Source organism: Nesterenkonia lutea (assembly GCF_014873955.1).
Taxonomy (GTDB): domain Bacteria; phylum Actinomycetota; class Actinomycetes; order Actinomycetales; family Micrococcaceae; genus Nesterenkonia; species Nesterenkonia lutea.
Map to the genome: position 1 here is coordinate 2,055,456 of NZ_JADBED010000001.1, position 24,981 is coordinate 2,080,436.

At 67.0% G+C, this 24,981-nt stretch carries 24 protein-coding genes; 15 read left to right on the forward strand and 9 right to left on the reverse strand.

The window, feature by feature from the left end; genetic code table 11:
* Positions 1 to 5: 5 nt before the first annotated feature.
* Genes H4W27_RS09400 through H4W27_RS09410 form a run of 3 tightly spaced genes read right to left on the reverse strand, consistent with a single transcriptional unit; the run spans position 6 to position 2,978 of the window.
* On the reverse strand, positions 6 to 887 hold the full coding sequence (locus tag H4W27_RS09400; protein WP_192595702.1) for a 3-hydroxyacyl-CoA dehydrogenase family protein: 882 nt from the start codon (positions 885 to 887) through the stop codon (positions 6 to 8).
* Positions 884 to 1,768, reverse strand: a complete 885-nt coding sequence (locus H4W27_RS09405; RefSeq protein WP_225939071.1) for an enoyl-CoA hydratase/isomerase family protein — start codon at positions 1,766 to 1,768, stop codon at positions 884 to 886. The genes H4W27_RS09400 and H4W27_RS09405 overlap by 4 nt, the downstream gene beginning before the upstream one ends.
* Before the next feature lie 4 nt (positions 1,769 to 1,772).
* Entirely contained in the window at positions 1,773 to 2,978 is a 1,206-nt protein-coding gene (locus H4W27_RS09410) for a thiolase family protein (RefSeq protein WP_318782265.1), read from the reverse strand.
* A gap of 110 nt (positions 2,979 to 3,088) precedes the next feature.
* On the opposite strand from H4W27_RS09410, the gene H4W27_RS09415 reads away from it, so the two are divergent.
* Positions 3,089 to 3,727: an HD domain-containing protein gene (locus H4W27_RS09415; RefSeq protein WP_192595703.1), complete on the forward strand. Its 639-nt coding sequence runs from the start codon at positions 3,089 to 3,091 to the stop codon at positions 3,725 to 3,727.
* A 130-nt stretch (positions 3,728 to 3,857) separates the two neighbouring features.
* On the opposite strand, the gene H4W27_RS09420 is transcribed toward H4W27_RS09415, so the two are convergent.
* The 4 genes from H4W27_RS09420 to H4W27_RS09435 form a co-directional block, all read right to left on the reverse strand.
* Positions 3,858 to 4,649 (reverse strand): ABC transporter ATP-binding protein, encoded by a 792-nt coding sequence (locus tag H4W27_RS09420; RefSeq protein ID WP_192595704.1) that lies wholly within the window; start codon positions 4,647 to 4,649, stop codon positions 3,858 to 3,860.
* A gap of 1 nt (position 4,650) precedes the next feature.
* Positions 4,651 to 5,601, reverse strand: coding sequence for an ABC transporter permease (locus H4W27_RS09425; protein ID WP_192595705.1), 951 nt, complete (start codon positions 5,599 to 5,601; stop codon positions 4,651 to 4,653).
* Between the two features lie 175 nt (positions 5,602 to 5,776).
* A complete protein-coding gene (locus tag H4W27_RS09430) occupies positions 5,777 to 6,853 on the reverse strand; it encodes an ABC transporter substrate-binding protein (RefSeq protein WP_192595706.1) in 1,077 nt (358 codons plus the stop codon).
* A 71-nt stretch (positions 6,854 to 6,924) separates the two neighbouring features.
* On the reverse strand, positions 6,925 to 8,289 hold the full coding sequence (locus tag H4W27_RS09435; protein ID WP_192595707.1) for an MFS transporter: 1,365 nt from the start codon (positions 8,287 to 8,289) through the stop codon (positions 6,925 to 6,927).
* Positions 8,290 to 8,515: 226 nt separating this feature from the next.
* Here H4W27_RS09435 and H4W27_RS09440 point away from each other — a divergent pair, with 226 nt between their 5' ends.
* The 10 genes from H4W27_RS09440 to H4W27_RS09485 all read left to right on the forward strand — a co-directional run bounded on the left by H4W27_RS09440 (position 8,516) and on the right by H4W27_RS09485 (position 19,413).
* Complete coding sequence (locus H4W27_RS09440; protein ID WP_192595708.1) at positions 8,516 to 9,532, forward strand: acyltransferase family protein; 1,017 nt, start codon at positions 8,516 to 8,518, stop codon at positions 9,530 to 9,532.
* A gap of 69 nt (positions 9,533 to 9,601) precedes the next feature.
* On the forward strand, positions 9,602 to 12,232 hold the full coding sequence (locus H4W27_RS09445) for a DNA polymerase III subunit gamma and tau (RefSeq protein WP_192595709.1): 2,631 nt from the start codon (positions 9,602 to 9,604) through the stop codon (positions 12,230 to 12,232).
* A gap of 47 nt (positions 12,233 to 12,279) precedes the next feature.
* Complete coding sequence (gene recR / locus H4W27_RS09450) at positions 12,280 to 12,876, forward strand: recombination mediator RecR (protein WP_192595710.1); 597 nt, start codon at positions 12,280 to 12,282, stop codon at positions 12,874 to 12,876.
* 329 nt (positions 12,877 to 13,205) lie between these two features.
* Positions 13,206 to 14,108, forward strand: coding sequence for a transporter substrate-binding domain-containing protein (locus H4W27_RS09455; protein ID WP_192595711.1), 903 nt, complete (start codon positions 13,206 to 13,208; stop codon positions 14,106 to 14,108).
* Positions 14,109 to 14,206: 98 nt separating this feature from the next.
* The gene (locus H4W27_RS09460; RefSeq protein ID WP_192595712.1) at positions 14,207 to 14,989 is read left to right on the forward strand and encodes an amino acid ABC transporter permease; all 783 of its coding nucleotides are present in this window, start codon (positions 14,207 to 14,209) and stop codon (positions 14,987 to 14,989) included.
* Positions 14,986 to 15,687, forward strand: a complete 702-nt coding sequence (gene ehuD, locus H4W27_RS09465; RefSeq protein WP_192595713.1) for an ectoine/hydroxyectoine ABC transporter permease subunit EhuD — start codon at positions 14,986 to 14,988, stop codon at positions 15,685 to 15,687. Before H4W27_RS09460 ends, ehuD begins: the two co-directional genes overlap by 4 nt.
* Entirely contained in the window at positions 15,671 to 16,465 is a 795-nt protein-coding gene (gene ehuA, locus H4W27_RS09470) for an ectoine/hydroxyectoine ABC transporter ATP-binding protein EhuA (protein WP_192595714.1), read from the forward strand. The genes ehuD and ehuA overlap by 17 nt, the downstream gene beginning before the upstream one ends.
* Positions 16,466 to 16,521: 56 nt before the next feature.
* Entirely contained in the window at positions 16,522 to 17,805 is a 1,284-nt protein-coding gene (locus H4W27_RS09475; protein ID WP_192595715.1) for an aspartate kinase, read from the forward strand.
* An 8-nt stretch (positions 17,806 to 17,813) separates the two neighbouring features.
* Positions 17,814 to 18,383, forward strand: a complete 570-nt coding sequence (locus H4W27_RS09480) for a GNAT family N-acetyltransferase (protein WP_192595716.1) — start codon at positions 17,814 to 17,816, stop codon at positions 18,381 to 18,383.
* 106 nt (positions 18,384 to 18,489) lie between these two features.
* Complete coding sequence (locus H4W27_RS09485; protein ID WP_192595717.1) at positions 18,490 to 19,413, forward strand: 3-methyladenine DNA glycosylase; 924 nt, start codon at positions 18,490 to 18,492, stop codon at positions 19,411 to 19,413.
* Between the two features lie 2 nt (positions 19,414 to 19,415).
* Here H4W27_RS09485 and H4W27_RS09490 read toward each other — a convergent pair whose 3' ends face one another.
* A complete protein-coding gene (locus H4W27_RS09490; RefSeq protein ID WP_192595718.1) occupies positions 19,416 to 20,072 on the reverse strand; it encodes an NADPH-dependent F420 reductase in 657 nt (218 codons plus the stop codon).
* Positions 20,073 to 20,197: 125 nt separating this feature from the next.
* A complete protein-coding gene (locus tag H4W27_RS09495; RefSeq protein WP_192595719.1) occupies positions 20,198 to 20,755 on the reverse strand; it encodes a YchJ family protein in 558 nt (185 codons plus the stop codon).
* 351 nt (positions 20,756 to 21,106) lie between these two features.
* Here H4W27_RS09495 and purS point away from each other — a divergent pair, with 351 nt between their 5' ends.
* From purS to H4W27_RS09515, 4 genes are all read left to right on the forward strand, one after another.
* Positions 21,107 to 21,367 (forward strand): phosphoribosylformylglycinamidine synthase subunit PurS, encoded by a 261-nt coding sequence (gene purS / locus H4W27_RS09500; protein ID WP_192595720.1) that lies wholly within the window; start codon positions 21,107 to 21,109, stop codon positions 21,365 to 21,367.
* Positions 21,364 to 22,143 carry a phosphoribosylformylglycinamidine synthase subunit PurQ gene (purQ, locus tag H4W27_RS09505; RefSeq protein WP_192595721.1) on the forward strand — a complete coding sequence of 260 codons (780 nt, stop codon included), beginning with the start codon at positions 21,364 to 21,366 and terminating at the stop codon, positions 22,141 to 22,143. The genes purS and purQ overlap by 4 nt, the downstream gene beginning before the upstream one ends.
* An 11-nt stretch (positions 22,144 to 22,154) precedes the next feature.
* Complete coding sequence (gene purL / locus H4W27_RS09510; protein ID WP_192595722.1) at positions 22,155 to 24,515, forward strand: phosphoribosylformylglycinamidine synthase subunit PurL; 2,361 nt, start codon at positions 22,155 to 22,157, stop codon at positions 24,513 to 24,515.
* Between the two features lie 63 nt (positions 24,516 to 24,578).
* Positions 24,579 to 24,956: a response regulator transcription factor gene (locus H4W27_RS09515; protein ID WP_192595723.1), complete on the forward strand. Its 378-nt coding sequence runs from the start codon at positions 24,579 to 24,581 to the stop codon at positions 24,954 to 24,956.
* The last annotated feature ends 25 nt before the right edge of the window (positions 24,957 to 24,981 follow it).

The window sequence follows — 24,981 nt, forward strand, 5'->3', positions numbered from 1 at the left end:
GCCGCTCAGGCCTCGGGGTAGTCGTAGAAGCCCTTGCCGGACTTCTGGCCCAGCTCCCCACGCGCCACCATGTCCCGCATAAGCTGGGGCGGCGCGAAGCGCTCCCCCAGCTGGGACTCGAGATACTCGGCGATCCCGAGCCGCACGTCGAGACCGACGATGTCGGTCAGCGCCAGCGGCCCGATCGGGAACCTGTAGCCCAGCACCATCGCATTGTCGATGTCTGCGGGCGCGGCCACACCCTCTTCCACCATCCGGATGGCCTCGAGTCCGATCGCCACGCCCAGGCGTGAGGAGGCGAAGCCCGGCGCGTCCTTGACGACCACGGGGGTCTTGCCCAGGGCTTCGACCCACCGCGGGCTCAGCTCCGCCAGCTCCTCACCGGTCCGCTCGGCGAGCACCACCTCCACGAGCTTCGAGGCGGGCACCGGGTTGAAGAAGTGCAGTCCGCAGAACCTCTCGGGCCGCTGCAGATGCTCGGCGAGCGTGGTGATGGACAACGAGGAGGTGTTGGTCGCCAGCCATGCCTCGGGTGCAAGCTGGGCCTCGGCGCGGCGCAGCGAGCCCACCTTCAGGTCCATGTCCTCGGGCACCGCTTCGACCACCAGTCCGCAGCGGCTGAAGCCGGTGACATCGGCTGTGGTGGTCAGTCGGCTCGTGAAGCTGGCCAGCTCGCCGTGGATCTTTCCGCGTTTCAGCGAGGCTGCCACATCGGCTTCGATGCGACCGGCGGCGGCCTGCGCCGCCTCCTCGGAGACATCGACGACGACGACCTCCTCGGCCCCGGCGATGAGGAATGCGTGGGCGATGCCCGCCCCCATGCGACCCCCGCCGAGCACGCCGACGGTGCTGGGGAAGGGAGGCGTGGCTGACTGGGGGGTGCTCATGGGTTCTCTCCTGGTGTCGTTGCCGGCTGCTCTGCCGGTGTCGTTGCCTGCTGCTCTGCCGAGGGCCCGGCCTTCTCTGCCGCCTTGCGGTCCCGCCGGTCGAGGAAGGCCTGCATCCGCTCGAACTTCGCCTCGGACTCGAAGAGGATCGCCTGCGCGAGGTTGTCCACCTGGGGGTGGGCCTCGCGGGGCATGGAGAAGACCTGTTTGCTGATCCGCACAGCCAGCGGGTCCTGCTTGGCGATGCGGTCAGCCAGGGCGTTCGCGGCGTCGAGCAGCTCGAGGGCCGGGTGCACGGCGTTGAGCAGGCCGTGGGCGAGTCCCTCCTGGGCATCGAGGATGCGACCTGCCAACAGGATCTCTTTGGCGATGCCCTCGCCGGCGAGCTCGCGCAGGCGCCAGAGCGCTCCTGCGGCCGGGATGATGCCCAGACCGGTCTCAGGCTGGCCGATCTTCAGCTCAGGTGTGCCGAGCCGGAAGTCAGCGGCCCAGGCCAGTTCGGCCCCGCCCCCCAGCGCATAGCCGTCGAGAGCGGCGATCACCGGCATGGGCAGCTTCGCGAGGCGTTCGAAGGCGGTGGAGTTCACGCCGCGCAGGGCGTCTGCGCGTCGTCGCTCCCGAAGCTCTCTGATGTCGGCTCCCGAGGCGAAGATGCCCTTTCCGCCGGATTCGGTGCCGGAGAGGATCAGGATCTTCGGGTGGTGCTCCAGATGCGCGCAGACCGCGTGCAGCTCGGTGATCATCGTGGCGTCGATGGCATTGCGGACCTCGGGACGGTCCAGCTGGGCATGCAGGCGGTCTGCCGTCTCGGTGATCCGCAGCGTGGTGAAACCCGTGGCGTCCAGAGGGGCGTGCAGCATGTCAGGCTCTGGGGTGCTCATTGATTCACGCCCTCCCGAGCAACAGGGCGGAGCCCTGGCCGACTCCGACGCACATGGTCGCGAGACCTCGGCTGACACCCTCGTCCTCCATGCGGCGGAGCAGGGTGAGCACGATCCGGCACCCGGAGGAGCCCAGCGGATGGCCCAGCGCGATCGCGCCGCCGTCGGCGTTGACTATTGCCGGGTCGAGTCCGAGCCGGCGCATGCTGGCCAGAGACTGGGTCGCGAAGGCCTCGTTCAGCTCGACGGCGCCGAGGTCCTCGATCTTCCAGCCGACCCGGTCGAGCACCTTGCGGGTGGCGGGGACGGGGCCCATGCCCATGATCTCCGGCGGCACGCCGGCGTTGGCCGCGCCCACGACCCGGGCCCGAGCCGTCAGTCCGTACTTCGCAACGGCGGCCTCAGAGGCCACGATGACCGCGGAGGCCCCGTCATTGAGCGAGGAGGCGTTGCCGGCGGTGACCACGCTGCCCCCGGGGACCACAGGTCGCAGTCCCGCCAGGGATTCCGCGGTGGTGCCGGGCCGCGGCCCTTCATCGGTGTCCACCACCGTGACGGCGCCCTTGCGGCCGGGGACCTCGACCGGGGTGATCTCGCGGCGGAGACGGCCTGCCTCCATGGCCGCCACGGCGCGCCGCTGAGACTCCGCGGCGAAGGCGTCGGCATCGGTGCGGCTGATCCCCTCGACCCGTGCCACCTCTTCGGCAGTCTCGGGCATGGAGTAGGTGAACTTGTCCATGGCGAGGAACTTGGGGTTCGTGAAGCGCCAGCCGATGGAGGTGTCCACGACCTCCCCCGGTTTGGCGAAGGCGGTGGTGGGCTTGGCCATCACCCAGGGTGCGCGGGACATGGATTCCACGCCGCCGGCGACGACGATGTCTGCGGCGCCCGCGGCGATCATCTGCTGCGCCTGGGCGATCGCGCTCATGCCCGAGGCGCAGAGCCGGTTGACGGTGATCCCGGGGACACTGTCAGGGAACCCGGCAAGCAGCCAGGCCATCCGCGCGACGTTGCGATTCTCCTCGCCTGCGCCGTTGGCGTTGCCGAGGATCACCTCGTCCACGTCGGCGGGATCGATCCCGGATTCCTCCACCACCTGGCGCACCACCAGGGCGGCGAGATCATCGGGACGGACCGAGGAGAGGGCGCCGCCGTATCGGCCCACTGGTGTGCGGGTTCCGGAGACGAGATATGCAGGGCTGATCGCCACGTCATGCGCCTTTCGCAGGAATAACTGACCGATCGTTCACCTATACTCTTCCACGCGTTGACTGTGCGGTCAATCACAGCGCGCACGCGGACGTGGTCCACAATGGAGACATGAGCGAAACCATCGCAGGCATCACGGTCCCCGACTCCCCCATGGCGCGCGAGGCCACCGAGCTCCTCCGCGATGTGGCCCCGCCACTGGTCTTCCACCACTCTCGGCGCGTCTTCCTCTTCGGATCCCTGCGCGGCGCCCAGCTCGGCACCAGCGCCGATCCCGAGCTGCTCTACATCGGTGCGATGTTCCACGACCTCGGCCTCACCGAGACCTACCGGCGAACCGATCAGCGCTTCGAGATCGACGCCGCAGACGAGGCGCGTCGGTTCCTGCTGAGTCACGGCATCGACCCCTCCGAGGCGCAGAAGGTCTGGACGGGCATCGCCCTGCACACCACGCCGGAGATCCCGCTGCATATGGATCCAGAGATCGCGCTGGTGACCCGCGGCGTCGAGCTCGATGTGCTCGGGCTGGGCTACGACGCGATCACCGATCAGCAGCGCGCGGACGTGGTCGCGGCGCACCCCCGGCCCGACTTCAAGAATCAGATCCTCGAGGCGTTCACCCAGGGGCTCAAGGATCGACCGGAGACCACCTTCGGCAACGTGAAGGCCGACGTGCTCGCACATTTCCTGCCTGGATTCGAGCGCGGAGACTTCGTCGAGGTCATCCGCCGCTCCCCCTGGCCGGAATGATGCGGGGCGGGGCGGGGCGGGTCTGCCTGCGCAGTCCCACCCCGCCCCGGTCCAGCTCAGCCCCTGACTCGGCTCAGCCCCTGCTTCAGTTCAGCCCCTGACCCGGTTCAGCCTCTGATCCGGTTCCGATTCACTGCAGCAGGGTCTTGTCGTCGACCACGGCGCCCTTGAGCTTGCCGAACTCGGCGAGCAGGTCCTGCGAGGTCATCTGCGCCTTCCGTTCGGCGCCGACGTCAAGGATGATCCGACCCTCGTGCATCATGATCAGCCGGTTGCCGACCTCGAGCGCCTGCACCATGTTGTGCGTGACCATCAGCGTGGTCAGCCCCTTGTCCTGCACCACGCTGCGGGTCAGCCGGGTGACCAGCTCCGCGCGCTGCGGATCCAGGGCGGCGGTGTGCTCATCGAGCAGCAGCACGCGGGGATCCGAGTACGTGGCCATGAGCAGGCTCAGCGCCTGGCGCTGACCACCGGAGAGCAGCCCCACCTTGGTCTTCAGCCGTCCCTCGAGCCCCAGTTCGAGCTGGGTGAGGGCTTCGGCGAAACGCTCCCGCTTGGCCTTGGTGACCCCGCGGGAGAGCCCGCGGGGCCGCCCGCGCCGATCAGCCAGGGAGAGGTTCTCCTCGATGCTGAGATTGGGTGCGGTGCCCGCCATCGGATCCTGGAAGACTCGGCCGACCTTCGCGGCCCGCTGGTGCTCCTTGAGCTTGCTGACATCGCTGCCATCGAGGGAGACGACTCCCTCGTCCTGATGGATGCGGCCCGCCACGGTGTTGAGCAGGGTGGACTTGCCGGCGCCGTTGGAGCCGATGACGGTGACGAAGTCGCCCTCCTTGAGTTCCAGGTTCACATCGACCAGCGCGCGACGCTCGTTGACGGTGCCCGGGAAGAACGTCTTGGAGACTGAGGAGATGTTCAACATGTCAGACTCCCTTCTCTGCTGAGGTCTTGGAAACGGGAGCATCTTCGGTGGTCAGCGGCTCGGCCGCGGCGGCCAGCGGGGAACGGTCCTTCCGACGCAGACTCAGTCGCGAGAAGCCCTTCCACTGCGGCAGCAGCAGGGCCGCCACCACCAGGACTGCGGACATGAGCTTCATGTCGTTCGGGTTCAGACCCACGTTCAGCGCCAGCTGGATGGCCAGCCGGTAGACCACGGCGCCGAGGATGACCGCCAGCGTGGCCTGGATGACCGTGCGGCTGCCGAAGATGGCCTGGCCGACGATCACCGAGGCCAGACCGACCAGGATCAGGCCGATGCCCATGCCGATGTCGGCGAAGCCCTGGTGCTGGGCGACCACGGCGCCGGCGATGCCGACCAGACCGTTGGAGAGCATGAGCCCGGTGATCTTCTGCCGGTCGGTGCTGACCGCGAAGGAGCTGATCATCTGCTCGTTGTCACCGGTGGCGCGCAGCGCGAGGCCGTTGTCGGTCTGCAGATACCAGTCCATCACCAGCTTGAACAGCAGGGCGACGACGGCGAGCACGGCCACGGAGGTCCAGCCCACGCCGGTGAACCCGCGCATCATGGAGATCACTGTGTCCTGGCCCAGGAGCGGCACATTGGCGCCGTCCATGATGCGCAGGTTGATCGAATACAGGCCGATCATCGTCAGGATGCCGGCGAGCAGTCCGTTGATGTTGCCCTTGGTGTGCAGCAGACCGGTGATCAGTCCGGCCACGCTGCCGACCACGAAGGCAGCCGCCGTCGCCAGGAACGGGTCAGTGCCGTTGGTGATCAGGATCGCCGCGGTGGCCGCCCCGGAGGTGAAGGAGCCGTCCACGGTCAGGTCGGGGAAGTTCAGAATTCTGAAGGTCAGGTACACGCCCAGGGCCATGATCGCGTAGATCAGCCCGAGCTCGAATGCTGTGATCATGTGTCCTCAATCATCGTCGCGGCCGGATCATCGGCCGACGGCGGGTCCACGTCCACCCGGCCGGACGCCGGATCAGCCTCATGCGGCTGTTCCGGCGCCCGGCCAGATGGTCAAATGTTGGTCATGACCGGTGGGTGCCGGCCTGGGGAGGTCGAGTCATCTCACCCGTGCAGGGTCACTCTTCCTCTTCCTCCTCAGCGTCTTCCTCTGCTGCCTCGTCAGCCTCGGCCGGGTCCTCGGCGTCGACGTCTTCCCCGACCACGGTGTCGGCGCGGTCCAGCAGCTCCTGGTCCAGCTCCACGCCCATGGCCTCGGCGGCCTCAGGGTTGACGATGAGCTCCAGGGTCTCCTGGGTCTCGACCGCCATGCTGGCTGGATCCTCGCCGTCTTCGAGGATGCGGATGGCCATCTCGCCGGCCTGGCGGCCGAGGTTCTCATAGTTGATGCCATAGGTGGCCACGGAGCCGCGGATGACGGAGTCACCCTCGGCGGCGATCACTGGAATGCTGTTCTGCTGACCGTACTGCAGCACCGACTCGAGCGCCGAGACCACTGCGTTGTCAGTGGGGACGTAGATGGCGTCCACGTCCAGGGACTCCACGCCCTGCTGGACCTCGGAGGAGTTCGAGATGGTCGCCTCCTGGATCTCCAGGCCGAGCTCATCGGCGGCCTCCTGGGCCAGGTCCACCTGGACCTGGGAGTTGGCCTCGCCGGAGGAGTAGACGATGCCCACGGTCTCGGCATCGGGTGCGATCTCCTGCAGCAGCTCGAACTGCTCCATGACCGGGTTCAGATCCGAGGCACCGGTGATGTTGGCGCCCGGCTCCTCCCAGGAGTCCACCAGACCGGCTTCCTCAGGGTCGGTCACGGCGGAGAACACGATCGGCTTGTCGGTGATCGCCTGGGCCGCGGCCTGGGCGGTCGGTGTCGCGATGGCGTGGACCAGATCCATGTCCGAGGACGCGAAGGTGCCGGCGATGTTGCTCGCCGTGGCCTGCTCGCCCTGAGCGTTCTGCTCATCCCATTCCACCTCGATGCCTGCATCCTCGAAGGCGGCCTTGAAGCCGTCGCGGGCCTCGTCCAGCGAGGGGTGGGAGACGATCTGGGTGATGCCGATCGAGTAGCTGCCGCCCTCTTCGGCGGTCTCGCCCCCGGTCTCCTCCGACTCAGTGTCCCCGCCGCAGGCGGTGAGCATCAGGGCTGTGGCGGCCACGGCTGCGGAGAGCCTGATCGCGTGGGTGCGGTGTGTCATGGTTATGCCTCTTCTGTGGTGCGTACAGATGATTCGAGCGATTCAGATGGTGCGGTGGGTGCAGCGGCGATTCAGCGTCCCCCCGGGGTCACGGAGAACTCCTCGCGCTCACTGTCATCATTGAGGTTAATCCCCTGGAGCTTCTTCGGGATCACCGAAACGGCCAGGAAGGAGATGATGGCCAGCACCGAGATGTAGACACCGATCAACCAGGACTGCCCGGTGGTGTCCAGGATGGTCTGCGCGATGGTGGCCGCGAAGGCGCCGCCGATGATCGAGCCCAGGGCATAACCGATGGAGACGCCCGAGAACCTGATGGAGACGGGGAACATCTCGGCATAGAGCGCGGACTGTGGCCCGTAGGAGGGTCCCAGACCCATCGTCAGGATGAAGATCGCGAGTGCGAACAGCGGCAGCGAGGCCGTGTCGAGCAGGAACCACATCGGCACCGCCCAGACGATGATGATGCCGTAGCCGATCTGGAAGGTCTTCACACGACCGATGCGGTCCGAGATCCAGCCGCCGTAGAGGGTGAAGATGAGCCAGCCCACGCCACCGATCAGCGAAGCGATGAGCGTGTCATTGCGCTCCATGCCCAGCGTGTTCACCCCGTAGGCGGCGAAGAACGCGATGACCAGGTATCCGGCGGCATTGTTCGCGGCGAAGATCAGCGCGGCGAGGAAGGTGAACTTCTTGTGGGTGGTCAGCAGCGCCTTCAGCGGGGCAGAGGATTCCTTCTTGCGCTCCTTCATCTCCAGGAAGACCGGGGACTCATCGACCTTCATCCGGATGAAGAAGCCGACGATGATCAGCACGAAGGAGAAGAGGAACGGCACGCGCCAGCCCCAGGAGATGAACTGCTCTTCGGTGGTCACCGCGTTGAGCGCGAACATGAAGCCGGTGGCCAGCAGCATGCCGATGGGAACGCCGATCTGCGGGTAGGCCCCGAAGAGTCCGCGCTTGTGCCGCGGAGCATGTTCGACGGCGAGCAGCGCGGCGCCGCCCCATTCTCCGCCGGCAGAGAGGCCCTGGAGCACACGCAGCAGGATCAGCAGGATGGGCGCTGCCACGCCCCAGGTCGCGTGGGTGGGCAGCAGGCCGATGAGGACCGTGGCGCCACCCATGCCCATCAGGGTGATCACCAGGACGGCCTTTCGACCGAAGCGGTCCCCCATCCAGCCGGCGAGGACGGCGCCGAGCGGGCGGAAGAGGAACGAGATGCCGACGGAGGCCCAGGCGACGATCTGCGCCAGTGCCTGGTTCTCCTCGCCCAGCGGCTCGAAGTAGAGCACCGCCAGCACGAAACCGGCCGCCTGGGCGTAGATGAAGAAGTCGTACCACTCGATGGTGGTGCCGACGAGGGTGCCCGCGAGGACCTTCTTCTCCTCACGGGTCAGCACATGCCCCTCGCTGCTGAGATAGGTGGACTGGCTCATATCTGCTCCAAATGCTGGACTCGTCATAATGACGAACGGGTGATTCACGAGTGAGGCCTGTGACTCAGGTCACTGACATGCCGCAAATGTATCAGAATTAATGACCGAACGGTTGGTCAGTCGTGTGATCTGCAGAAATCACGTCGGCTACAGTGAATCCAGCGGTTTCGACCCGCCGCCCCGTGCCATCCTTTCGCGAGCGCCAGAGAGAGCCAGTTCCCGGTCCATGTCCCGCACCACTGTCCAGTCAGCACCGCGCGAGTCAGCTCCGCGCATGCAGTGGATGGATCTCCTGCGCGGCGTCGCGGTCCTGCTCGTGGTGGTCCTGCACGGCTCCGACATCCCTCGGGCCAACGGACAGGGAGTCGACGCCTGGGCCGAGCTGAACCTCTACCTGGAACCGTTCCGGATGCCGCTGCTGATGTTCCTCTCCGGCACCCTGCTGCCCCGCTCGCTGCGAAAGCCGGCGGCGGGATATCTGTGGGGCAAGTTCGGCGCCGTCGTCTGGCCGCTGCTGGTCTGGCTGACCGGATTCGGCGTGCTGATCTACCGCGGGGGTCCAGCAGAGCCGCGGTACTGGCTCAACGGGGACTACCTGTGGTTCCTGATGGCCCTGACGCTGTGCTACCTGGCGGGAATGCTGCTGAAGCCGTTCATCTCGCGACCCGTGCTGCTGGTGGTCCTGGCCGTGTGCGTGTTCATCGCGATGCTGGTGATGCGGCACCTCACCGAGGTGGAGAACGCGCTGTACACCCGCACCCTGTACTACGGCGCATTCTTCTTCCTCGGTGCCGCCTGCTCCCGAGTCCTGCTGCGCTGGGCCGCGGCTCCGTGGCTGCTCGTCGCAGCCATGGGCGTGCTGGTCGCCTGGCTCGCCCAGCACGGCCTCGAAAGCCGCGAGCTCCGCTCGGGCACCCTGTTCGCCGCCCCCACGGCGGTGCTCGGCATCGCGGTGATCCTCTGGCTGGCACCCCGGATCCCTGCCGGACGGTTCAACCAGTTCCTGCAGTGGTGCGGCCGCAGCTCCATCGTGGTCTACGTCAGCCATTTCCCGATCATCGTCCTGATCCACCGTGGGGTCAGCCAGATCGGGGTGGATCCGGTGCTGCATGTGACGGCATGCACCGTGGGCGGACTCGCACTCACCCTGCTGACGGTCTGGCTGCGCCCGTGGACCCGCTGGCTCTACACGGTTCCCGGCAATCGCCGGGTGGCGGAGCGGCTGGCCGCCCGGCGGCACTGACCCTGCCTCCCCCCCCCCGCTGAGCCCGCTGCATGCGCATGTCAGGGGGAGCGGATAAGGTTTCTCACTGTGAGCACCGCCCTGTATCGCCGCTATCGTCCCGACACCTTCGCCGAGGTGATCGGACAAGAGCATGTCACGGCCCCGCTGATGACAGCCCTGGGCAAGGACGCGGTCTCCCACGCCTACCTCTTCTCCGGCCCGCGCGGCTGCGGAAAGACCACCTCAGCCCGGATCCTGGCCCGGTGCCTCAACTGCGCGCAGGGCCCGACGGGAACTCCCTGCGGGGAGTGTGACTCCTGCGTGGACCTCGCCACCGGCGGCTCCGGCTCCCTGGATGTCATCGAGATCGACGCGGCCAGCCACGGCGGCGTGGACGACGCCCGGGATCTCCGTGAGCGCGCCACCTTCGCCCCGGTGCGGGATCGCTACAAGATCTTCATCATCGATGAGGCACACATGGTCACCGCGGCGGGGTTCAACGCGCTGCTCAAGATCGTCGAAGAGCCGCCGGAGCACATCAAGTTCATCTTCGCGACCACCGAGCCGGACAAGGTCATCGGCACCATCCGCTCACGCACGCACCACTACCCCTTCCGGCTCGTGCCGCCCGAGCCGCTCATGGACTACCTGCACCGGCTCTGCGACCAGGAATCGGTGAGCGTGGCCCCCGGGGTGCTGCCGCTGGTCATCCGGGCCGGCGGCGGATCCGTCCGCGACACCCTCTCCGTGCTGGACCAGCTGATCGCCGGCTCGGCCGAGCGTGGGCTGGACTACGACCGCGCGACGGCGCTGCTCGGCTTCACCCACGCCACCCTCCTCGATGATGTGGTCGAGTCCGTGGCGGCCCTGGACGGCGCGACCGCCTTCGCGGTCGTGGACCGCGTGGTCCAGTCGGGTCAGGACCCGCGGCGCTTCGTGGAGGACCTGCTGGAGCGGCTGCGTGATCTGATCATCGTGAAGTCCGTGCCGGAGAACCCGGGCGCGATCCTGCGCGGAATCCCCGAGGATCAGATCCGTGTGATGCAGAGCCAGGCCGGCAAGCTGGGCTCGGCCGAGCTCTCCCGCTCCGCTGACATCACCGCGCAGGCGCTGACCGATATGGTCGGCGCCACCTCCCCGCGGCTGCACCTGGAGCTGCTCATGGCCCGGCTGCTGCTGCCTCACGCCGAACAGGGGCACGCCTCGGTGGCCGCCCGTCTGGAACGGGTGGAGCGCCGGCTGGACTTCTCCGCCGGAGCCGGAGTCACCCCGGGGGCAGAGGCCGAGAGCGGTTCCTCCCCTGCACCTGCTGCAGAGCCGGCCCCGCAGCCCCGAGCGGAACCGGGTCAGCAGGCCACCGGCGAGAAGTCGGTCCAGGAGTCCGGCGCGGACCTGTCCGAGCGAGACTCCGAGCTGAGTCCCGAGCCGAGTTCACCGGCGCAGGGCTCCGAACCGGGTTCACCGGGCCCGGACACCGCCGCCCCGGCGGCCTCAGGCCACCCCACCCAGACCGATGCCGAGTCCTCCACGCCGTCCGGCACCCAGGCTGTTGCGCCGCCGGCCTCCACTCCGACCTCCACGCCGTCCGGCACCCAGGCCGCCGCGCCGTCGGCTCAACCTCAATCCTCAGCAGGCGTCTCCCCCGCTGAGCAGATGCGCCGAGCCTGGCCAGACATCGTGGATTCACTCAAGTCCCAGTCCCGGATGCTGTGGATGCTGGTCAAGGGCAATGTGAGCGTCGGTGACTTCGATGGTCAGACGCTGACGCTGGACTTCGCCAACGAGGGGGCCCGCTCCACCTTCGCGAACCGACACGGCGAACAGGCGCTCAACTCTGCCGTCCAGGATGTCCTGGGCATGCAGGTCCGGTTCACGCTGAACAGTTCCGCGTCCTCTTCTTCAGCCTCGTCCCCAGGCGGTGGTGGGGGCCCAAAAGCTGACCGCCGGCTGAGCCCGGCGGCCGCAGGGGATGCACGCGGAGGCGAGGAGCCCCCCTCTGATGACGAGTCCCCTGCCTGGGTCCAGGAGGAGCCCCCGGAGCCTTATGACCCGGAGTTCTACGAGGCCCCTCCCGAACCTCCCGTGGAAGCACCCTCCCCCCGCCCGGCCGACCCTGAGCCGAACGAACCCGATCATGACGAGCTGGACGGGCCGGACGAGCAGGACGAACCGGACGAGCTGGCGGCAGGCCGGACCGCGGCAGCTCAGCCCGGGCCGGCCGAGACTCCCAAGCCGTTGGACGCCAGACCTCCCGTCCCCGCCTTCGCACGACGGGCATCCGCAGGACCCCGTCCCTCGGACCCGTCGAGCAGTCCTGTCGAGACCAGCAGGTCCGCTGCCGCGGGCGCCGCGCCCTCGGGCAGCCCTGCCACGGGCGCCCCGAGCCGGGCTGCCGAGATACGACGGCGGCTGGCTCAGCGCCGCGGCGAGGCGGCACCGATCCCGACTGAACCGCCCGCCGATCAGGCTCAGCCTGCCCCGCCGCCTGACCCGGGCTGGGACTCCGGTCCGCCCAGTGACTATGATCAGACCGCTCCACCTCCCTGGACCCAGGCTCAGCCCGGCGCCCCCGCGGCCGAGGCGGCGAAGCCGCCGGAGCCCGAGGATGTCGCCAGCGAGGATGACATCGCGCTGGAACACTCGGGGGTCTTCGGACGCAGGGCCTTCGAGAAGCACCTGGGTGCCACGCTCTTGGAGGAGCGCAGGCTCAACGATTGACCCCCTCAGACTGATCGACCACCCCATCAGGAAGGCTCGTCCACACCGTGTATGAAGGCGCAGTCCAAGATCTGATCGATGAACTCGGGCGCCTGCCCGGAATCGGCCCCAAGTCCGCGCAGCGCGTGGCCTTCCATATCCTCGAGGCCGATGTTGAGGACATGAAGCGGCTGGCAGACGCGATCACCACGGTGAAGGAGAAGGTGAAGTTCTGCGCGATCTGCTTCAACGTCTCGGAGGAGGACACCTGCCGGATCTGCCAGGACAGCCGGCGTGATCCGAGTCTGATCTGCGTGGTGGAGGAGTCCAAAGATGTCATGGCCATCGAGCGCACTCGCTCCTTCCGCGGCAGGTATCACGTCCTGGGCGGCTCCATCAATCCGATCGCCGGGATCGGCCCAGATCAGCTTCATATCCGCGAGCTGCTCAGTCGCCTCTCCGATGACACGATCAAAGAGGTCATCATCGCCACAGACCCGAATCTCGAAGGCGAGGCCACCGCGACCTACCTCTACCGGATGCTCAGTGCCATCGGGATCAAGCTGACCCGTCTGGCCTCCGGACTCCCGGTGGGCGGCGATCTGGAGTATGCAGACGATGTCACCCTCGGTCGCGCCTTCGAGGGCCGCACCGTGATGTCCTGAGCCGCCGATGCCGTTCCGGACCCCGTGTCGAGATAGTTATGCAAGCGTGATCAGGCAATGCTCAGGTTTCTTCGGCCCGCATTTCGGGCTCTTTACGCGCTCCGCGGTTGCCTAGGCGCACCAGGCAAGCACGGCCACGGGCAGTTCATCACGACGAATTCTTTCGCTCTTTCTCCAGCAGGCCCGCCGGTGCTCTGCGTTGTCATCTCAGAAGAATCCGGTTTCCAAATCCCTTTCATCGGTCTAGCGTGATGAGTCAGGTGGCTGTGTGTTCCGACCCACGCCACCGACTCGCACCGGACGTACACCAGAGGATGAGGTAAGCACCGATGAGCAACAAGACTTCAATGGCAGTCCGAGCAGGCGCTGTGGGCGCCGCCGCACTGCTGGCCCTCACCGCCTGTGGCGGCGGCGACGAAGAGGCCGAGACCGAAGAGACCGCAGCGGGCGGCGAGGAGACCATCACTGTCGCCATCGCCGGCGAAGAGCCTTACTCCTACCTGAATGAGGATGGAGAGCCCGAGGGCGCCACCATCGCCCTGGCCGAGGAGATCTTCGGCGAGATGGGCTACACCGTCGAGGCGGAGGAGACGGATTGGGACAGCCTGATCCCGGGTCTGTCTGCAGACCGCTTCGATGCCGTCTCTGCAGGCATGTCCATCCTGCCCGAGCGCTGCGAGCAGGCATCCTTCGCTGAGCCGGAGATCATGTACACCACCGCCCTGCTGGTGGAAGAGGGCAACCCGCTTGGAGTCCAAGACCTCAACGACGTGGCCGATGCCATGGAGTCCGGCGAAGACATCACTCTCGCCACTCTCTCCTCAGGTGTTGAAGCCGGCTACGTCGAGGAGCTGGGCATCGATGCCGAGGGTGTGGGCTCCGCCGATGACGGCGTGGACATGGTCACCGGCGGTCGCGCCGACGTCTTCGCCCTGACTGCGATCTCGCTCAGCGAGATGGCCGGCGATATGGACGGCGTCGAGGTCACCGAAGGCTTTGTCCACGAGATGGACGGCGTGATGCAGTACGGCGCCGGCTCCACCGTCTTCCCCCAGGATTCCGAGATGCTCGATGAGTACAACGAGCACCTGGCTGAGCTCAAGGAGAGCGGCGAGCTGCTGGAGATCATCGGGGAGTTCGGCTTCACCGAAGCCGAGATCCCGCCTGCTGAGCTCACCGCAGAGGCACTCTGCGAGGGCGACCTGGAGTCCCTCCAGGACATCGAAGACTGACCTGACAGCTTCATAGGTCTCACGGTGGCCGGCCCCGCGCAGGGGCCGGCCACCGCTTCGGTGACAACACCTCCAGCAGAGAGGAACCATCTCCTACCGTGGACTGGTTAGACCAGCAACAACAGAACTTTGAATCGCTGCAGAACTTCGGTCCCAGACTCTGGGAAGGATTTCTGCTCACCGTGCAGCTCACCGTCGTCGGCGCGGCGCTTGCCTTCGTCATCGCCGTCATCCTGGGCCTGATGGCTGGCAGCCCGAACCTGTGGCTCAAGGGCCCGGCCCGAGTCATCATCGAGTTCTTCCGCGGCACCTCGCTTCTCGTCCAGCTCTTCTGGGTCTTCTACGTGCTGCCCCTGTTCGGACTGACCCTGGAGAGTGCCTTCACCGTGGGCGTCATCGCCCTGGGTGTGAACTACGGGGCCTATGGCGCAGAAGCCGTGCGCGCCTCCCTGACATCGGTGTCTTCCGGTCAATGGGAGGCCACCGTCGCGCTCTCGATGTCCTGGCCGCACAAGATCCGTCGGATCATCTTTCCGCAGGCGTGGGCGCTGATGATTCCGTCCCTGTCGAACCTGCTGGTGCACCTGCTCAAGGGCTCGGCCGTGGTCTACATCATCGGTCTCAATGACTTCAACTTTGAACTCGACCAGCTGCGCCGGGCCACGAGCGCCTGGTTCTCCTACGCATTCGTCGGCCTGATCGGCTACTTCCTGCTCGCGCTGATCCTCACCCGCCTGATGCTCCTCCTGGAAGCCAGAGCCAAGCACAAGCTGGGCCAGGGACCCACCCTCAAGGAGATCCTCTCGCCCACCCCCAAGATGCCGATCTCCTCGGCCCACCCCGGTTCCGCGCCGATGGTGCCCGGCGGGGGGCAGCGATGAACATCACGACCCCGCTCGCCGCCGCACAGCCCTCCAACGAACAGACCGGCAGCGTCTGGAACTGGGACTTCACCTTCGAGATCTTCCCGGAGATCCTGAGCGCCTTCATTCAGGTCACCCTCCTGGTGACCGTGGTCGGCACCATCATCGCGGCGGTCCTCGGACTCGTCATCGCGATCCTGATCCGAGTGCTGCCGGCACCGCTCGCCTTCCTGGTGCGCTGGGCGGCCAACTTCATCCGGATGACACCCATCGTCGTCCAGCTGCTGGTGCTCTACTACGGCTTCACCTGGATGGATCCGCTGCTGATCGGGTTCATCGTCTTCGGCATCCACTACGCCACGTATATGTCTGAGGTCTACCGCGCAGGCATCGAGTCCGTGCCCAAGGGACAGTGGGAGGCCACGAAGGCTCTCTCGATGAGTGCCGGCCGCACCTGGCGCCGCGTGGTCGTTCCACAGGCGCTGCGGTCCACGATCCCCTCGCTGGGAAACTACGCGATCTCGATGTTCAAGGACACCCCTTTCCTCTTCGTGATCTCGGTGGCGGAGATGGTCCGCGTGGCCCAGACGATCGGAGCCCAGACCTTCCGCTACACCGAGGCCATCACGATCGCTGGCCTGATCTTCCTCGCCGCCAGCTACCCCACAGCACTTCTGATCAACCGACTGGAGAAGCGCCTTGCCTACGCCAACTGATCCCGAAACACCGGTCATCGAGTTCGTCGATGTCGAAAAGCGCTTCGGTGAGAACATCGTCCTGAAGGATCTGAACTTCTCGGTGCGCCGCGGCGAGCGGGTGACTCTGATCGGACCCTCCGGATCCGGCAAGACCACCATCCTTCGTCTGGTGATGACCCTGGAGGAGCTCACCGGCGGCTACATCTTCATCGACGGAGAGCCGCTGACCCACCGCGAGAAGGAGGGCAAGCGCGTCCCCGTCTCCGCCAAGGAGCAGAAGCAGCTCCGCACCCGGATCGGCATGGTCTTTCAGCAGTTCAACCTGTTCCCGAACATGACCGTGCTCGAGAACATCATCGAAGCCCCCATCCACGTGCTGGGCCAGTCCAAACAGGAGGCCACTCAGAAGGCGCATTCGCTGCTGGAACAGGTGGGCCTGCCGGACAAGGCCGATGAGCACCCGACGAGCCTCTCCGGTGGTCAGCAGCAGCGTGTGGCGATCGCGCGCGCGCTCGCCATGGACCCGGAGATCCTGCTTCTGGACGAGGTCACCTCCGCGCTGGACCCTGAAGTTGTCGGCGATGTCCTCAACATCCTGCGCAAGGTGGCGGACACCACGAACGTCACCATGCTGATCGTGACCCATGAGATGAGCTTCGCCCGGGACGTCTCCCACAAAGTGATGATGTTCGACGGCGGGCATGTGGTCGAGGAGGGCACCCCGGAGAAGATCTTCTCTGAGCCCTCCCACGCCCGCACCAAGCAGTTCCTCAGCGCCGTGCTGAGAGATGCCTGAGCAGATTTAGAATAGAAGCACGTTCCAACGCACCCCCAGGAGTGAGACAACCTGTCATGAGCCTGATCGTTCAGAAATATGGCGGATCATCCGTCGCCGATGCCGAAAGCATCAAACGTGTGGCAAAGCGGGTCGTCGAGACCAAGAACGCCGGCCATCAGGTCGTCGTGGTGGTCTCCGCAATGGGCGACACCACAGACGACCTGCTGGACCTCGCCGGCCGCATCACCTCCGCGCCACCCTCGCGAGAGATGGACATCCTGCTGTCTTCGGGCGAGCGCATGTCCATGGCGCTGCTGGCCATGGCCATCCACGAGCTCGGTGAATCGGCACAGTCCTTCACCGGGTCCCAGGCCGGCATGATCACCGACGCCATCCATGGCAAGGCACGCATCATCGAGGTGAGCCCCAAGCGTGTGCAGGAGTCCCTCGATGAGGGACACGTGGGCATCGTCGCCGGGTTCCAGGGCATGAGCCGGGAGTCCCGCGACATCACCACGATGGGTCGCGGCGGTTCCGACACCACCGCAGTCGCCCTCGCCGCGGCCATGCACGCTGACGTCTGCGAGATCTACACAGATGTGGACGGCGTCTTCACCGCGGATCCGCGGGTGGTCAAGACCGCTCGCAAGATCGACTCCATCTCCAGCGACGACATGCTGGAGATGGCGGCCGCGGGCACCAAGGTGCTGCACCTGCGTTCGGTGGAGTACGCCCGTCGCTTCGGAGTGAAGCTTCACGTGCGGTCCTCCTTCAGCCAGCTCGAAGGCACCTGGGTCATCCCCGACCCCAAAGACACCGTCACCATCCAGGAAGGCGAACCCTTGGAACAGCCCATCATCTCTGGCGTCTCGCATGACGCATCTGAAGGCAAGCTCACCATCACCGGTGTCCCCGACGTGCCTGGCAAGGCGGCTGAGATCTTCAACCTCATCGCCGAGGGTGCGGTCAACATCGACATGATCGTGCAGGACGTCTCCGTAGCGACCAGGACCACGAACATCTCCTTCACCCTGCCGGGCGAGGACGGCCCGCGCGCCCAGGAGATGCTCCACGCGCATAAGGAGACCATCGGCTTCGAGTCGATCGACTTCGTGCCGCAGGTCGGCAAGGTCTCACTGATCGGCGGCGGGATGCGCAACCACCCGGGTGTCTCAGCCCGCTTCTTCACCGCACTGCGCGACGCCGGGATCAACATCGGCCTGATCTCCACCTCTGAGATCCGCGTCTCGGTGATCACCGACGTGGAGCTGCTGGACCGCGCCGTGCAGGCGATCCACACCGCCTTCGGCCTGGACGCAGATGAAGAGGCGAAGGTCTACGCCGGCACCGGTCGCTAGGTCCACCCATGGGCACCGAGGTGCGCTCGGCCGTCGGAAGTTTCGCCGACTTCCATGAGGTGGTCGGGGTCAAGAAGCCCGGCGGCCAGGGCTGCTGGTGCATGTCCTGCCGGGACTCCCGCGTCCCCAACGAGGCTCGTCCCGAGTTCATGCGCCAGCTCTGCGACCAGGACCCCAGCCCCGGAGTCATCGGCTACGTCGATGACACGCCCGCCGGCTGGTGCTCGGTCGCGCCGCGCAGCACCTACCGACGGCTGATGAACTCTCGGACGATCGGCTTCCTCGATGACCGTGATGCCTGGTCCGGGGTGTGCTTCGTGATCCGGCCTGCGTTCCGAGGACGCGGACCCATGCATGATCTGCTCGACGGGGCGGTGTCCCACGCCGCAGCTCACGGAGCGCAGGTGGTCGAGGGATATCCCCTGGAGCTGGAGGCCGAGGCCTCACGGGTGGATGTGATCAGCGGCTATGTCGGCACCACCGGGCTCTTCGAGGCGCACGGCTTTCACCGGGCAGCACCGACCGCCGCTCACAGCGGACACCGGCCGCGGTGGATCATGCGCCGGGAACTCGCCTGAGCCGCGAGGCACCCGCGGACCACGAGGCCCGCTCAGCACACAGGCGGCAGGTGTACCCTTTACGGGTTCCCTGCCGCCTGCGCACTTGGTACGAGTGATATACCCGATGGTAACCCAGACACCAGCTCCCATTCAGGCAAATGTCGGTCTCACGGCGATTCCTGAACAGGAGCACCGTGAACGCGCCGCCGCGCACCAGGACGCCGTGGACCGGCTCACCGAGGACTTCCTCGCCCGCCGGCACGCCGGCACCAAGCACCCGGTGGAGGACTTCCTCTTCACCTACTACTCACATTCCCCCGGCAAGCTCTCCCGCTGGCACCCCGGAGCGGGCGTCGCCCTGGAGGGCGAGGCGGTCGAACAGGCCGAGTGGAAGCACTACCGCAGGGTTCCTGCCGGGGTGAGCCTCGACGTCGAAGGATTCCGTCGGGATCGGGCGTCGATGATCGGTTTCGCCCGCCGCCTGTTGAGCACGACGGCGGCCGCACCGGCTCAGCTGGGATGCTTCGGCCTGCATGAGTGGGCCATGGTCTACAAGTCCGTGGAGCATGGACAGCGCCATGATCAGGTCCCGCTGCGGCTGGGGGCGGCCGGCACGGACGAGGTGGTCGAGGCCGCGAACATCCGCTGCACCCACTTCGACGCGTACCGCTTCTACACACCCTCGGCCAGGCCGTTGAACGCACTGGAACCCACGCGTGAATCGCAGACGCGGCTGGAGCAGCCGGGCTGTCTGCACGCCAATATGGACCTCTATAAATGGGCCTATAAGTTGATCCCGGCGGTCAGCAGCGACCTGCTGCTGGAATGCTTCGACCTGGCCTCACGCATCCGCGAGCTGGACATGCGAGCCTCGCCCTACGACCTCGCCGACTGGGGCTACGAGCCGGTCCAGATCGAGACCCCGGCGGGCCGTGCGGCCTATGCTCGGGCGCAGAAGGGCTTTGCCGAAGAGTCCCAGGTGCTGCGCGCCAAGCTCCTGACGGTGCTGGACCAGATCGAGGAACCTGCTGATGAGCGAGTTCGCTGAATTCAGGCGTCGGCGAGGACTCGACCGCACTCGCTGAGCAGATCCTGCATCCGCTCGGCTCCATGTCGGCCGTTGAAGATCTCCGTGCCGTTCTCGAAGGCTCTGCCAGCCGCAAGCGGGCCGGCATCCACGGGGTCATAGCCCAGCGAATCGATGAACCCGGAGACCCTGCGCTTGGCCTCGGTGTCGTCAGAGGCCACAGCGAGCGCCCGCCGGTGCGGGTCCCCCGCCGGGTGGGAATCGAGCTCGAGGTCGCCGTAGCCGATGTGGTTCAGCGTCTTCACCACGCGAGCGGTGCCCAGAAACTCTGCGATGACCTCACTGGTGCTGGTGCCGGTCTCGAACTCGTCCATGAATCCGTCCACCGGAGCCCAGTAGTTCATCGTGTCGATGACCACCTGGTCGCGGAGCACCGAGGTGTCGATGCTGCGGTACCTGTGCAGCGGGACGGCCAGCACGATGATGTCGGCGCCGCGCAGATCTTGACGGTCCACTGCCGTGGCGCCGGGAACGATCACTTCGGTGAGCAGCCGGATGTCGGCGGCCGGCTTGCTCGTGGCGATGGTGACCGCATGACCGGCCCGCACGGCCTGGCGGGCGACGGCGGTGCCGACCCGGCCTGCACCGAGGACTCCGATTCTCAGTGGCGTCTGCGACATGATGTTCCCATCCCTTCATGGCGAAGCCCTGCTCTTCGGGCCTTCGGCGCTGGTCCTTTAAAATTGAAAGATTTCGCAGGGCATAACGCGAGCGCCGGGCGGTTTGTTCCGGTCGGTGACAGGGTTCACAGTCCCGCCGGATCGTCGCTGAGCTGGCCATCGATGTACAGCCATCGTCCCGACTCGCGGCGGAAGCGGCTGAGCTCCTGCAGCCGTCCCCGAAGTGGCCTGCTGCCCGGGTCCTGGCTCTGTTCCGCCTCCTCGTAGGCCGCCACGAACTCGACGGCTCCGGTCGAGTCGAAGGGGCCACCCGTCGTCGTGCTCAGGATGGCCAGTCGTCTCCAGCGGGGCCCCGGCGTGGTCAGCTCAGCGAGTTCAGGTCTGGTCTCCGGGGCCCAGGTCTGGTGCAGATAGGCGCCGAATCGTGCCGGGTCGGCACTGAGCAGGGCGTTGGCGCTGTAGCGCGATCGCATCAGGGCCTCTGCAGTCGGCGCGGGCGCACCGGAGTGGAAGCGACCGCAGCATGCCCCATAGGTGTCCCCGGACCCGCAGGGACAGGGCACCGCCGAGTCTGGTTGCGCCGGGTCTGGGTGCTCGGCGGCAGGATCTGAGCGCGCCGGGTCTGGGTGCTCGGCGGCGGGGCTGGGCGGACCGGACCGCCGGCCTGGTGGCGTCTCGATCATCGCTCCAGCTTCTCATCCGAACCCTCTGCCCGGCGCCCCTCCGCTCCATCTGTTGGGCGCAATACGGTGCTTCTCGCCGCCGCGCGGGGACGTATTCCACCCTTTCTCGCCCAATAGATGTGCAGGGCATGCATCCCCCCTCAGCGCCCCCTCGTCGCCGTGCGCGGGTCGTCGCCGTGCGCGGGCGCGTGTGCAGCGCCTTCCGGGCACCCGGTAGACTGGACCGGCAAGCTCGCGGAGCGTGCCGCCGTCGTCCTCAGCTGTGCTGCCCAGGACTCGTGCAGCGCGTGAGACGGCACCTGGAAGCGGTCCCGCGAGCTCATCCACTCGCACCATCGCACAGGAGACGCTATGCCGCGCATCATCGTCGAGGTCATGCCAAAGCCCGAGATCCTCGATCCCCAGGGCAAGGCCATCGCCTCTGCACTGCCCCATCTGGGATTCACCGGCTTCTCCGGGGTCCGCCAGGGCAGGCGCTTCGAGCTCACCGTGGACGGCGAGGTCACCGAGCAGGTCCTCGCCAGCGCTCGCACCGCGGCCACCGAGATGCTCTCCAATCCTGTGATCGAAGACGTGATCAGCGTGCGCGTGGACGACGAGGACGCTGCATGAGCACTGAGACTCCCCTCATCGGGAACCTGCACGCCGCCCCCGCCGAGAACCCGCTGAGCGGGGCCCGCATCGGCGTCGTCACCTTCCCAGGCACGCTCGATGATCGCGACGCCGCCCGCGCCGTGCGCCTCGGCGGCGGCACCGCCGTGCCCCTGTGGCATGCCGACGAGTCGCTGCAGGGCGTGGACGCGGTCGTGCTGCCCGGTGGGTTCTCCTATGGGGACTATCTGCGCGCCGGAGCCATCGCCCGCTTCGCCCCCATGATGAACAAGATCATCGACGCCGCCACCGCCCCCTCGGCAGCCCGCCTTCCGGTGCTGGGCATCTGCAACGGCTTCCAGGTGCTCACCGAGTCCCACCTGCTGCCCGGCTCCATGGTGAAGAACGAGCACCTGAAGTTCCTCTGCAAAGACCAGGTGCTGCAGGTGGAGAACACCGACACCGCCTGGACCTCGCAGTTCACCGCGGACGAGCTCATCGCCGTCCCGCTGAAGAACCAGGACGGCCAGTACCTCGCCGATCCCGCCACGCTGGAGGCGCTGGAGGCCGAGGGCCGGGTGGTCTTCCGCTATGTGGGAGAGAACCCCAACGGGTCGCGCAACGGCATCGCCGGCATCACCAATGAGACCGGCAACGTCGTGGGCCTGATGCCGCACCCCGAACATGCGGTCGAGGCCGGCTACGGTCCCGATGACGCCACCGGTATGCGCAGCGGCACCGACGGACTGACCATCTTCACCTCCGTGATCGCATCTCTTGCCGGAGGTGCTCAGTGAGCGAGCAGACTGTGACTGACAAAGAATTCAACATCGACACCGTGGAGCACGCCTCCACCACTCCGGACACTGACCTCCCCTGGGCGGCACTCGGACTCAAGGAGGACGAGTACGACCGGATCGTGGCGATCCTGAGCCGACGGCCGACGGCGGCGGAGCTGGCCATGTACTCGGTGATGTGGTCCGAGCACTGCTCCTACAAGTCCTCCAAGGTCCACCTGCGCCAGTTCGGTGAGAAGGTCACCGAGGAGATGAAGAAGGACCTGATGGTCGGCATCGGCGAGAACGCCGGCGTGACCAACCTCGGCGACGGCTGGGCCGTCACCTTCAAGATCGAGTCCCACAACCACCCCAGCTACGTGGAGCCCTACCAGGGCGCCGCGACCGGCGTCGGCGGGATCGTCCGCGACATCATCTCCATGGGTGCCCGCCCGGTCGCAGTCATGGATCCGCTGCGCTTCGGCGACATCGACCACCCCGACACCAAGCGCGTGCTGCCCGGCGTGGTCTCCGGCATCGGTGGCTACGGCAACTCCCTGGGCCTGCCGAACATCGGCGGCGAGGTCGTCTTCGACTCCGTCTATCAGGACAACCCCCTGGTCAACGCCCTGGCCGTGGGTGTGATGCGCCATGAGGACATCCGCCTGGCGAATGCCTCCGGCGTGGGCAACAAGGTGGTCCTCTTCGGGGCGCGCACCGGCGGCGACGGCATCGGCGGCGCCTCGGTGCTGGCCTCGGAGTCCTTCGACGATTCCAAGCCCTCCAAGCGGCCCGCCGTGCAGGTCGGCGATCCCTTCGCCGAGAAGGTGCTCATCGAGTGCTGCCTCGAGCTCTTCCAGGCAGAACTCGTGGAGGGCATCCAGGACCTGGGTGCGGCCGGGATCTCCTGCGCCACCTCGGAGCTGGCCTCCAACGGGGAGGGCGGGATGCACGTGGAGCTCACCAACGTGCTGCTCCGCGACCCCTCGCTGACCCCCGGCGAGATCCTGATGTCCGAGTCCCAGGAACGCATGATGGCCGTGGTGACCCCCGCCAACGCCGCGGAGTTCGAACGTGTCATGGCCAAGTGGGAGGTCGAATACTCCTGGCTGGGCGAGGTGACCGACACCGGCCGGCTGATCATCGAGTGGGCCGGCGAGAAGATCGTCGATGTGGACCCGCGCACTGTGGCCCATGACGGCCCGGTCTACGAGCGTCCCTATCACCGCCCCGCGGGTCAGGACGCGCTGCAGGCCGACACCTTCCGCTCCTCCGGCGCCGCTGCGGACCTGCCGCAGACGGCCGAGGAACTCGGCGGCGCCGTCGTCGATCTGATGACCAGCCCGAACATGGCGGACGTCTCCTGGATCACCGATCAGTTCGACCGCTTCGTCGGGGGCAACACCGCGCTCTCCCAGCCCGATGACTCCGGTGTGATCCGGGTGGACGAGGAGACCGGACTGGGCGTCGCGCTCTCCACCGATGCGAACGCGCGCTATGCCTATCTGGACCCCTACGCCGGCGCGCAGCTGGCGCTGGCCGAGTCCTACCGCAACGTGGCCACCACAGGGGCCGTTCCGATGGCGGTCTCGGACTGTCTGAACTTCGGCTCCCCTGAGGACCCAGAGGTCATGTGGCAGTTCGCTGAGGCCGTCCGCGGTCTCGCCGACGGCTGCCAGCAGCTGGGCGTGCCGGTCACCGGCGGCAACGTCTCCCTCTACAACCAGACCGGGGGCCGTGCCATCCACCCGACCCCGGTGGTGGGAGTGCTCGGCAGGTTCGACGACGTCGCCCGACGCACCCCTTCCGGATTCGAGCGCTGGGCAGACGGCCAGGCCGTCTACCTGCTCGGCACCACTGCCGATGAGCTGGACGGCTCCGAGTTCGCTCGCGGACGCGGCCACCTCGGCGGACTGCCGCCGAAGGTGGACCTGGCTGCGGAGAAGCTGCTCGGCGAGATCCTGATCAACGCCTCCCGGGACGGCATGATCGACGCCGCCCACGACCTCTCCGAGGGTGGCCTCGCCGCGGCCCTGGCCGAGATGGGTCTGCGCTTCGGCGTGGGTGCCCGCGTGGCGGTGGACGGGCTCTGTGAGCGCGATGGGCTGGATCCCTTCACCGCACTCTTCAGCGAGTCTCAGGCCCGCGCCCTGGTGGCGCTGCCCCGTTCGGAGGAGCTGCGCTTCACGGATATGACCTCGGCGCGAGGCTTCCCCGCCCTGCGCATCGGCGTGGTCGACGCGACCTCCGGGGACCTCGAGGTGGCAGGCCCGTTCGCCGGCGGCAGCTTCACCCTTGGCCTCGATGAGCTCCGCGAGGCGTGGAGTGCGGTCATCCCCTCCCGCTTCGGGGCTCTGGGCGAGGCCACGGAGGCGCTGCGCCAGGAGAAATGAGTCCAGCGATGCGGCTTGGGCCTCTCGCCTAGGATGATGACAGATCCACAAGGGAGGAAGACCATGCAGCACACCCACCGAGCACTTGTCATCGAGGACGACGACGATATTCGTCGCCTTCTCGAGATGGTGCTGACGCAGGCTGGATTCGGCGTGGACGCGGTCTCCACGGGCAACGAGGGTGTGGCCGCGGCAGCCTCCGGGGACTATGCCCTGATCAGTGTTGACGTGGGGCTGCCCGATATCAACGGGCTCGAGGTGGTCCGCAGGGTGCGACCGCACTTCACCGGGAAGATCGTCATGGTCAGCGCCCGCTCCAGTGTGGGGGACCAGGCCTCCGGCCACGGGGCCGGGGCCGACCTGTACCTCACGAAACCCTTCCGTCCTCGTGAGCTGAAGCAGAAGTTCGTCGATCTCATGTCCCCCGCAGAGGCCGGCTGAGCAGCTTCGCCGCCGCAGGTCGCGG

What these genes read in the sequence shown, in the direction of transcription:
- purQ (WP_192595721.1), top strand. Translation starts at nt 21,364, where the DNA reads ATGAGCACTGAGACTCCCCTCATCGGGAACCTGCACGCCGCCCCCGCC.
- H4W27_RS09455 (WP_192595711.1), top strand. Translation starts at nt 13,206, where the DNA reads ATGAGCAACAAGACTTCAATGGCAGTCCGAGCAGGCGCTGTGGGCGCC.
- H4W27_RS09435 (WP_192595707.1), bottom strand. Translation starts at nt 8,289, where the DNA reads ATGAGCCAGTCCACCTATCTCAGCAGCGAGGGGCATGTGCTGACCCGT.
- H4W27_RS09415 (WP_192595703.1), top strand. Translation starts at nt 3,089, where the DNA reads ATGAGCGAAACCATCGCAGGCATCACGGTCCCCGACTCCCCCATGGCG.
- purS (WP_192595720.1), top strand. Translation starts at nt 21,107, where the DNA reads ATGCCGCGCATCATCGTCGAGGTCATGCCAAAGCCCGAGATCCTCGAT.
- H4W27_RS09440 (WP_192595708.1), top strand. Translation starts at nt 8,516, where the DNA reads ATGTCCCGCACCACTGTCCAGTCAGCACCGCGCGAGTCAGCTCCGCGC.
- H4W27_RS09420 (WP_192595704.1), bottom strand. Translation starts at nt 4,649, where the DNA reads ATGTTGAACATCTCCTCAGTCTCCAAGACGTTCTTCCCGGGCACCGTC.
- H4W27_RS09400 (WP_192595702.1), bottom strand. Translation starts at nt 887, where the DNA reads ATGAGCACCCCCCAGTCAGCCACGCCTCCCTTCCCCAGCACCGTCGGC.
- H4W27_RS09515 (WP_192595723.1), top strand. Translation starts at nt 24,579, where the DNA reads ATGCAGCACACCCACCGAGCACTTGTCATCGAGGACGACGACGATATT.
- H4W27_RS09485 (WP_192595717.1), top strand. Translation starts at nt 18,490, where the DNA reads ATGGTAACCCAGACACCAGCTCCCATTCAGGCAAATGTCGGTCTCACG.
- H4W27_RS09425 (WP_192595705.1), bottom strand. Translation starts at nt 5,601, where the DNA reads ATGATCACAGCATTCGAGCTCGGGCTGATCTACGCGATCATGGCCCTG.
- H4W27_RS09430 (WP_192595706.1), bottom strand. Translation starts at nt 6,853, where the DNA reads ATGACACACCGCACCCACGCGATCAGGCTCTCCGCAGCCGTGGCCGCC.
- H4W27_RS09490 (WP_192595718.1), bottom strand. Translation starts at nt 20,072, where the DNA reads ATGTCGCAGACGCCACTGAGAATCGGAGTCCTCGGTGCAGGCCGGGTC.
- H4W27_RS09475 (WP_192595715.1), top strand. Translation starts at nt 16,522, where the DNA reads ATGAGCCTGATCGTTCAGAAATATGGCGGATCATCCGTCGCCGATGCC.
- H4W27_RS09495 (WP_192595719.1), bottom strand. Translation starts at nt 20,755, where the DNA reads ATGATCGAGACGCCACCAGGCCGGCGGTCCGGTCCGCCCAGCCCCGCC.
- ehuD (WP_192595713.1), top strand. Translation starts at nt 14,986, where the DNA reads ATGAACATCACGACCCCGCTCGCCGCCGCACAGCCCTCCAACGAACAG.
- H4W27_RS09480 (WP_192595716.1), top strand. Translation starts at nt 17,814, where the DNA reads ATGGGCACCGAGGTGCGCTCGGCCGTCGGAAGTTTCGCCGACTTCCAT.
- H4W27_RS09405 (WP_225939071.1), bottom strand. Translation starts at nt 1,768, where the DNA reads ATGAGCACCCCAGAGCCTGACATGCTGCACGCCCCTCTGGACGCCACG.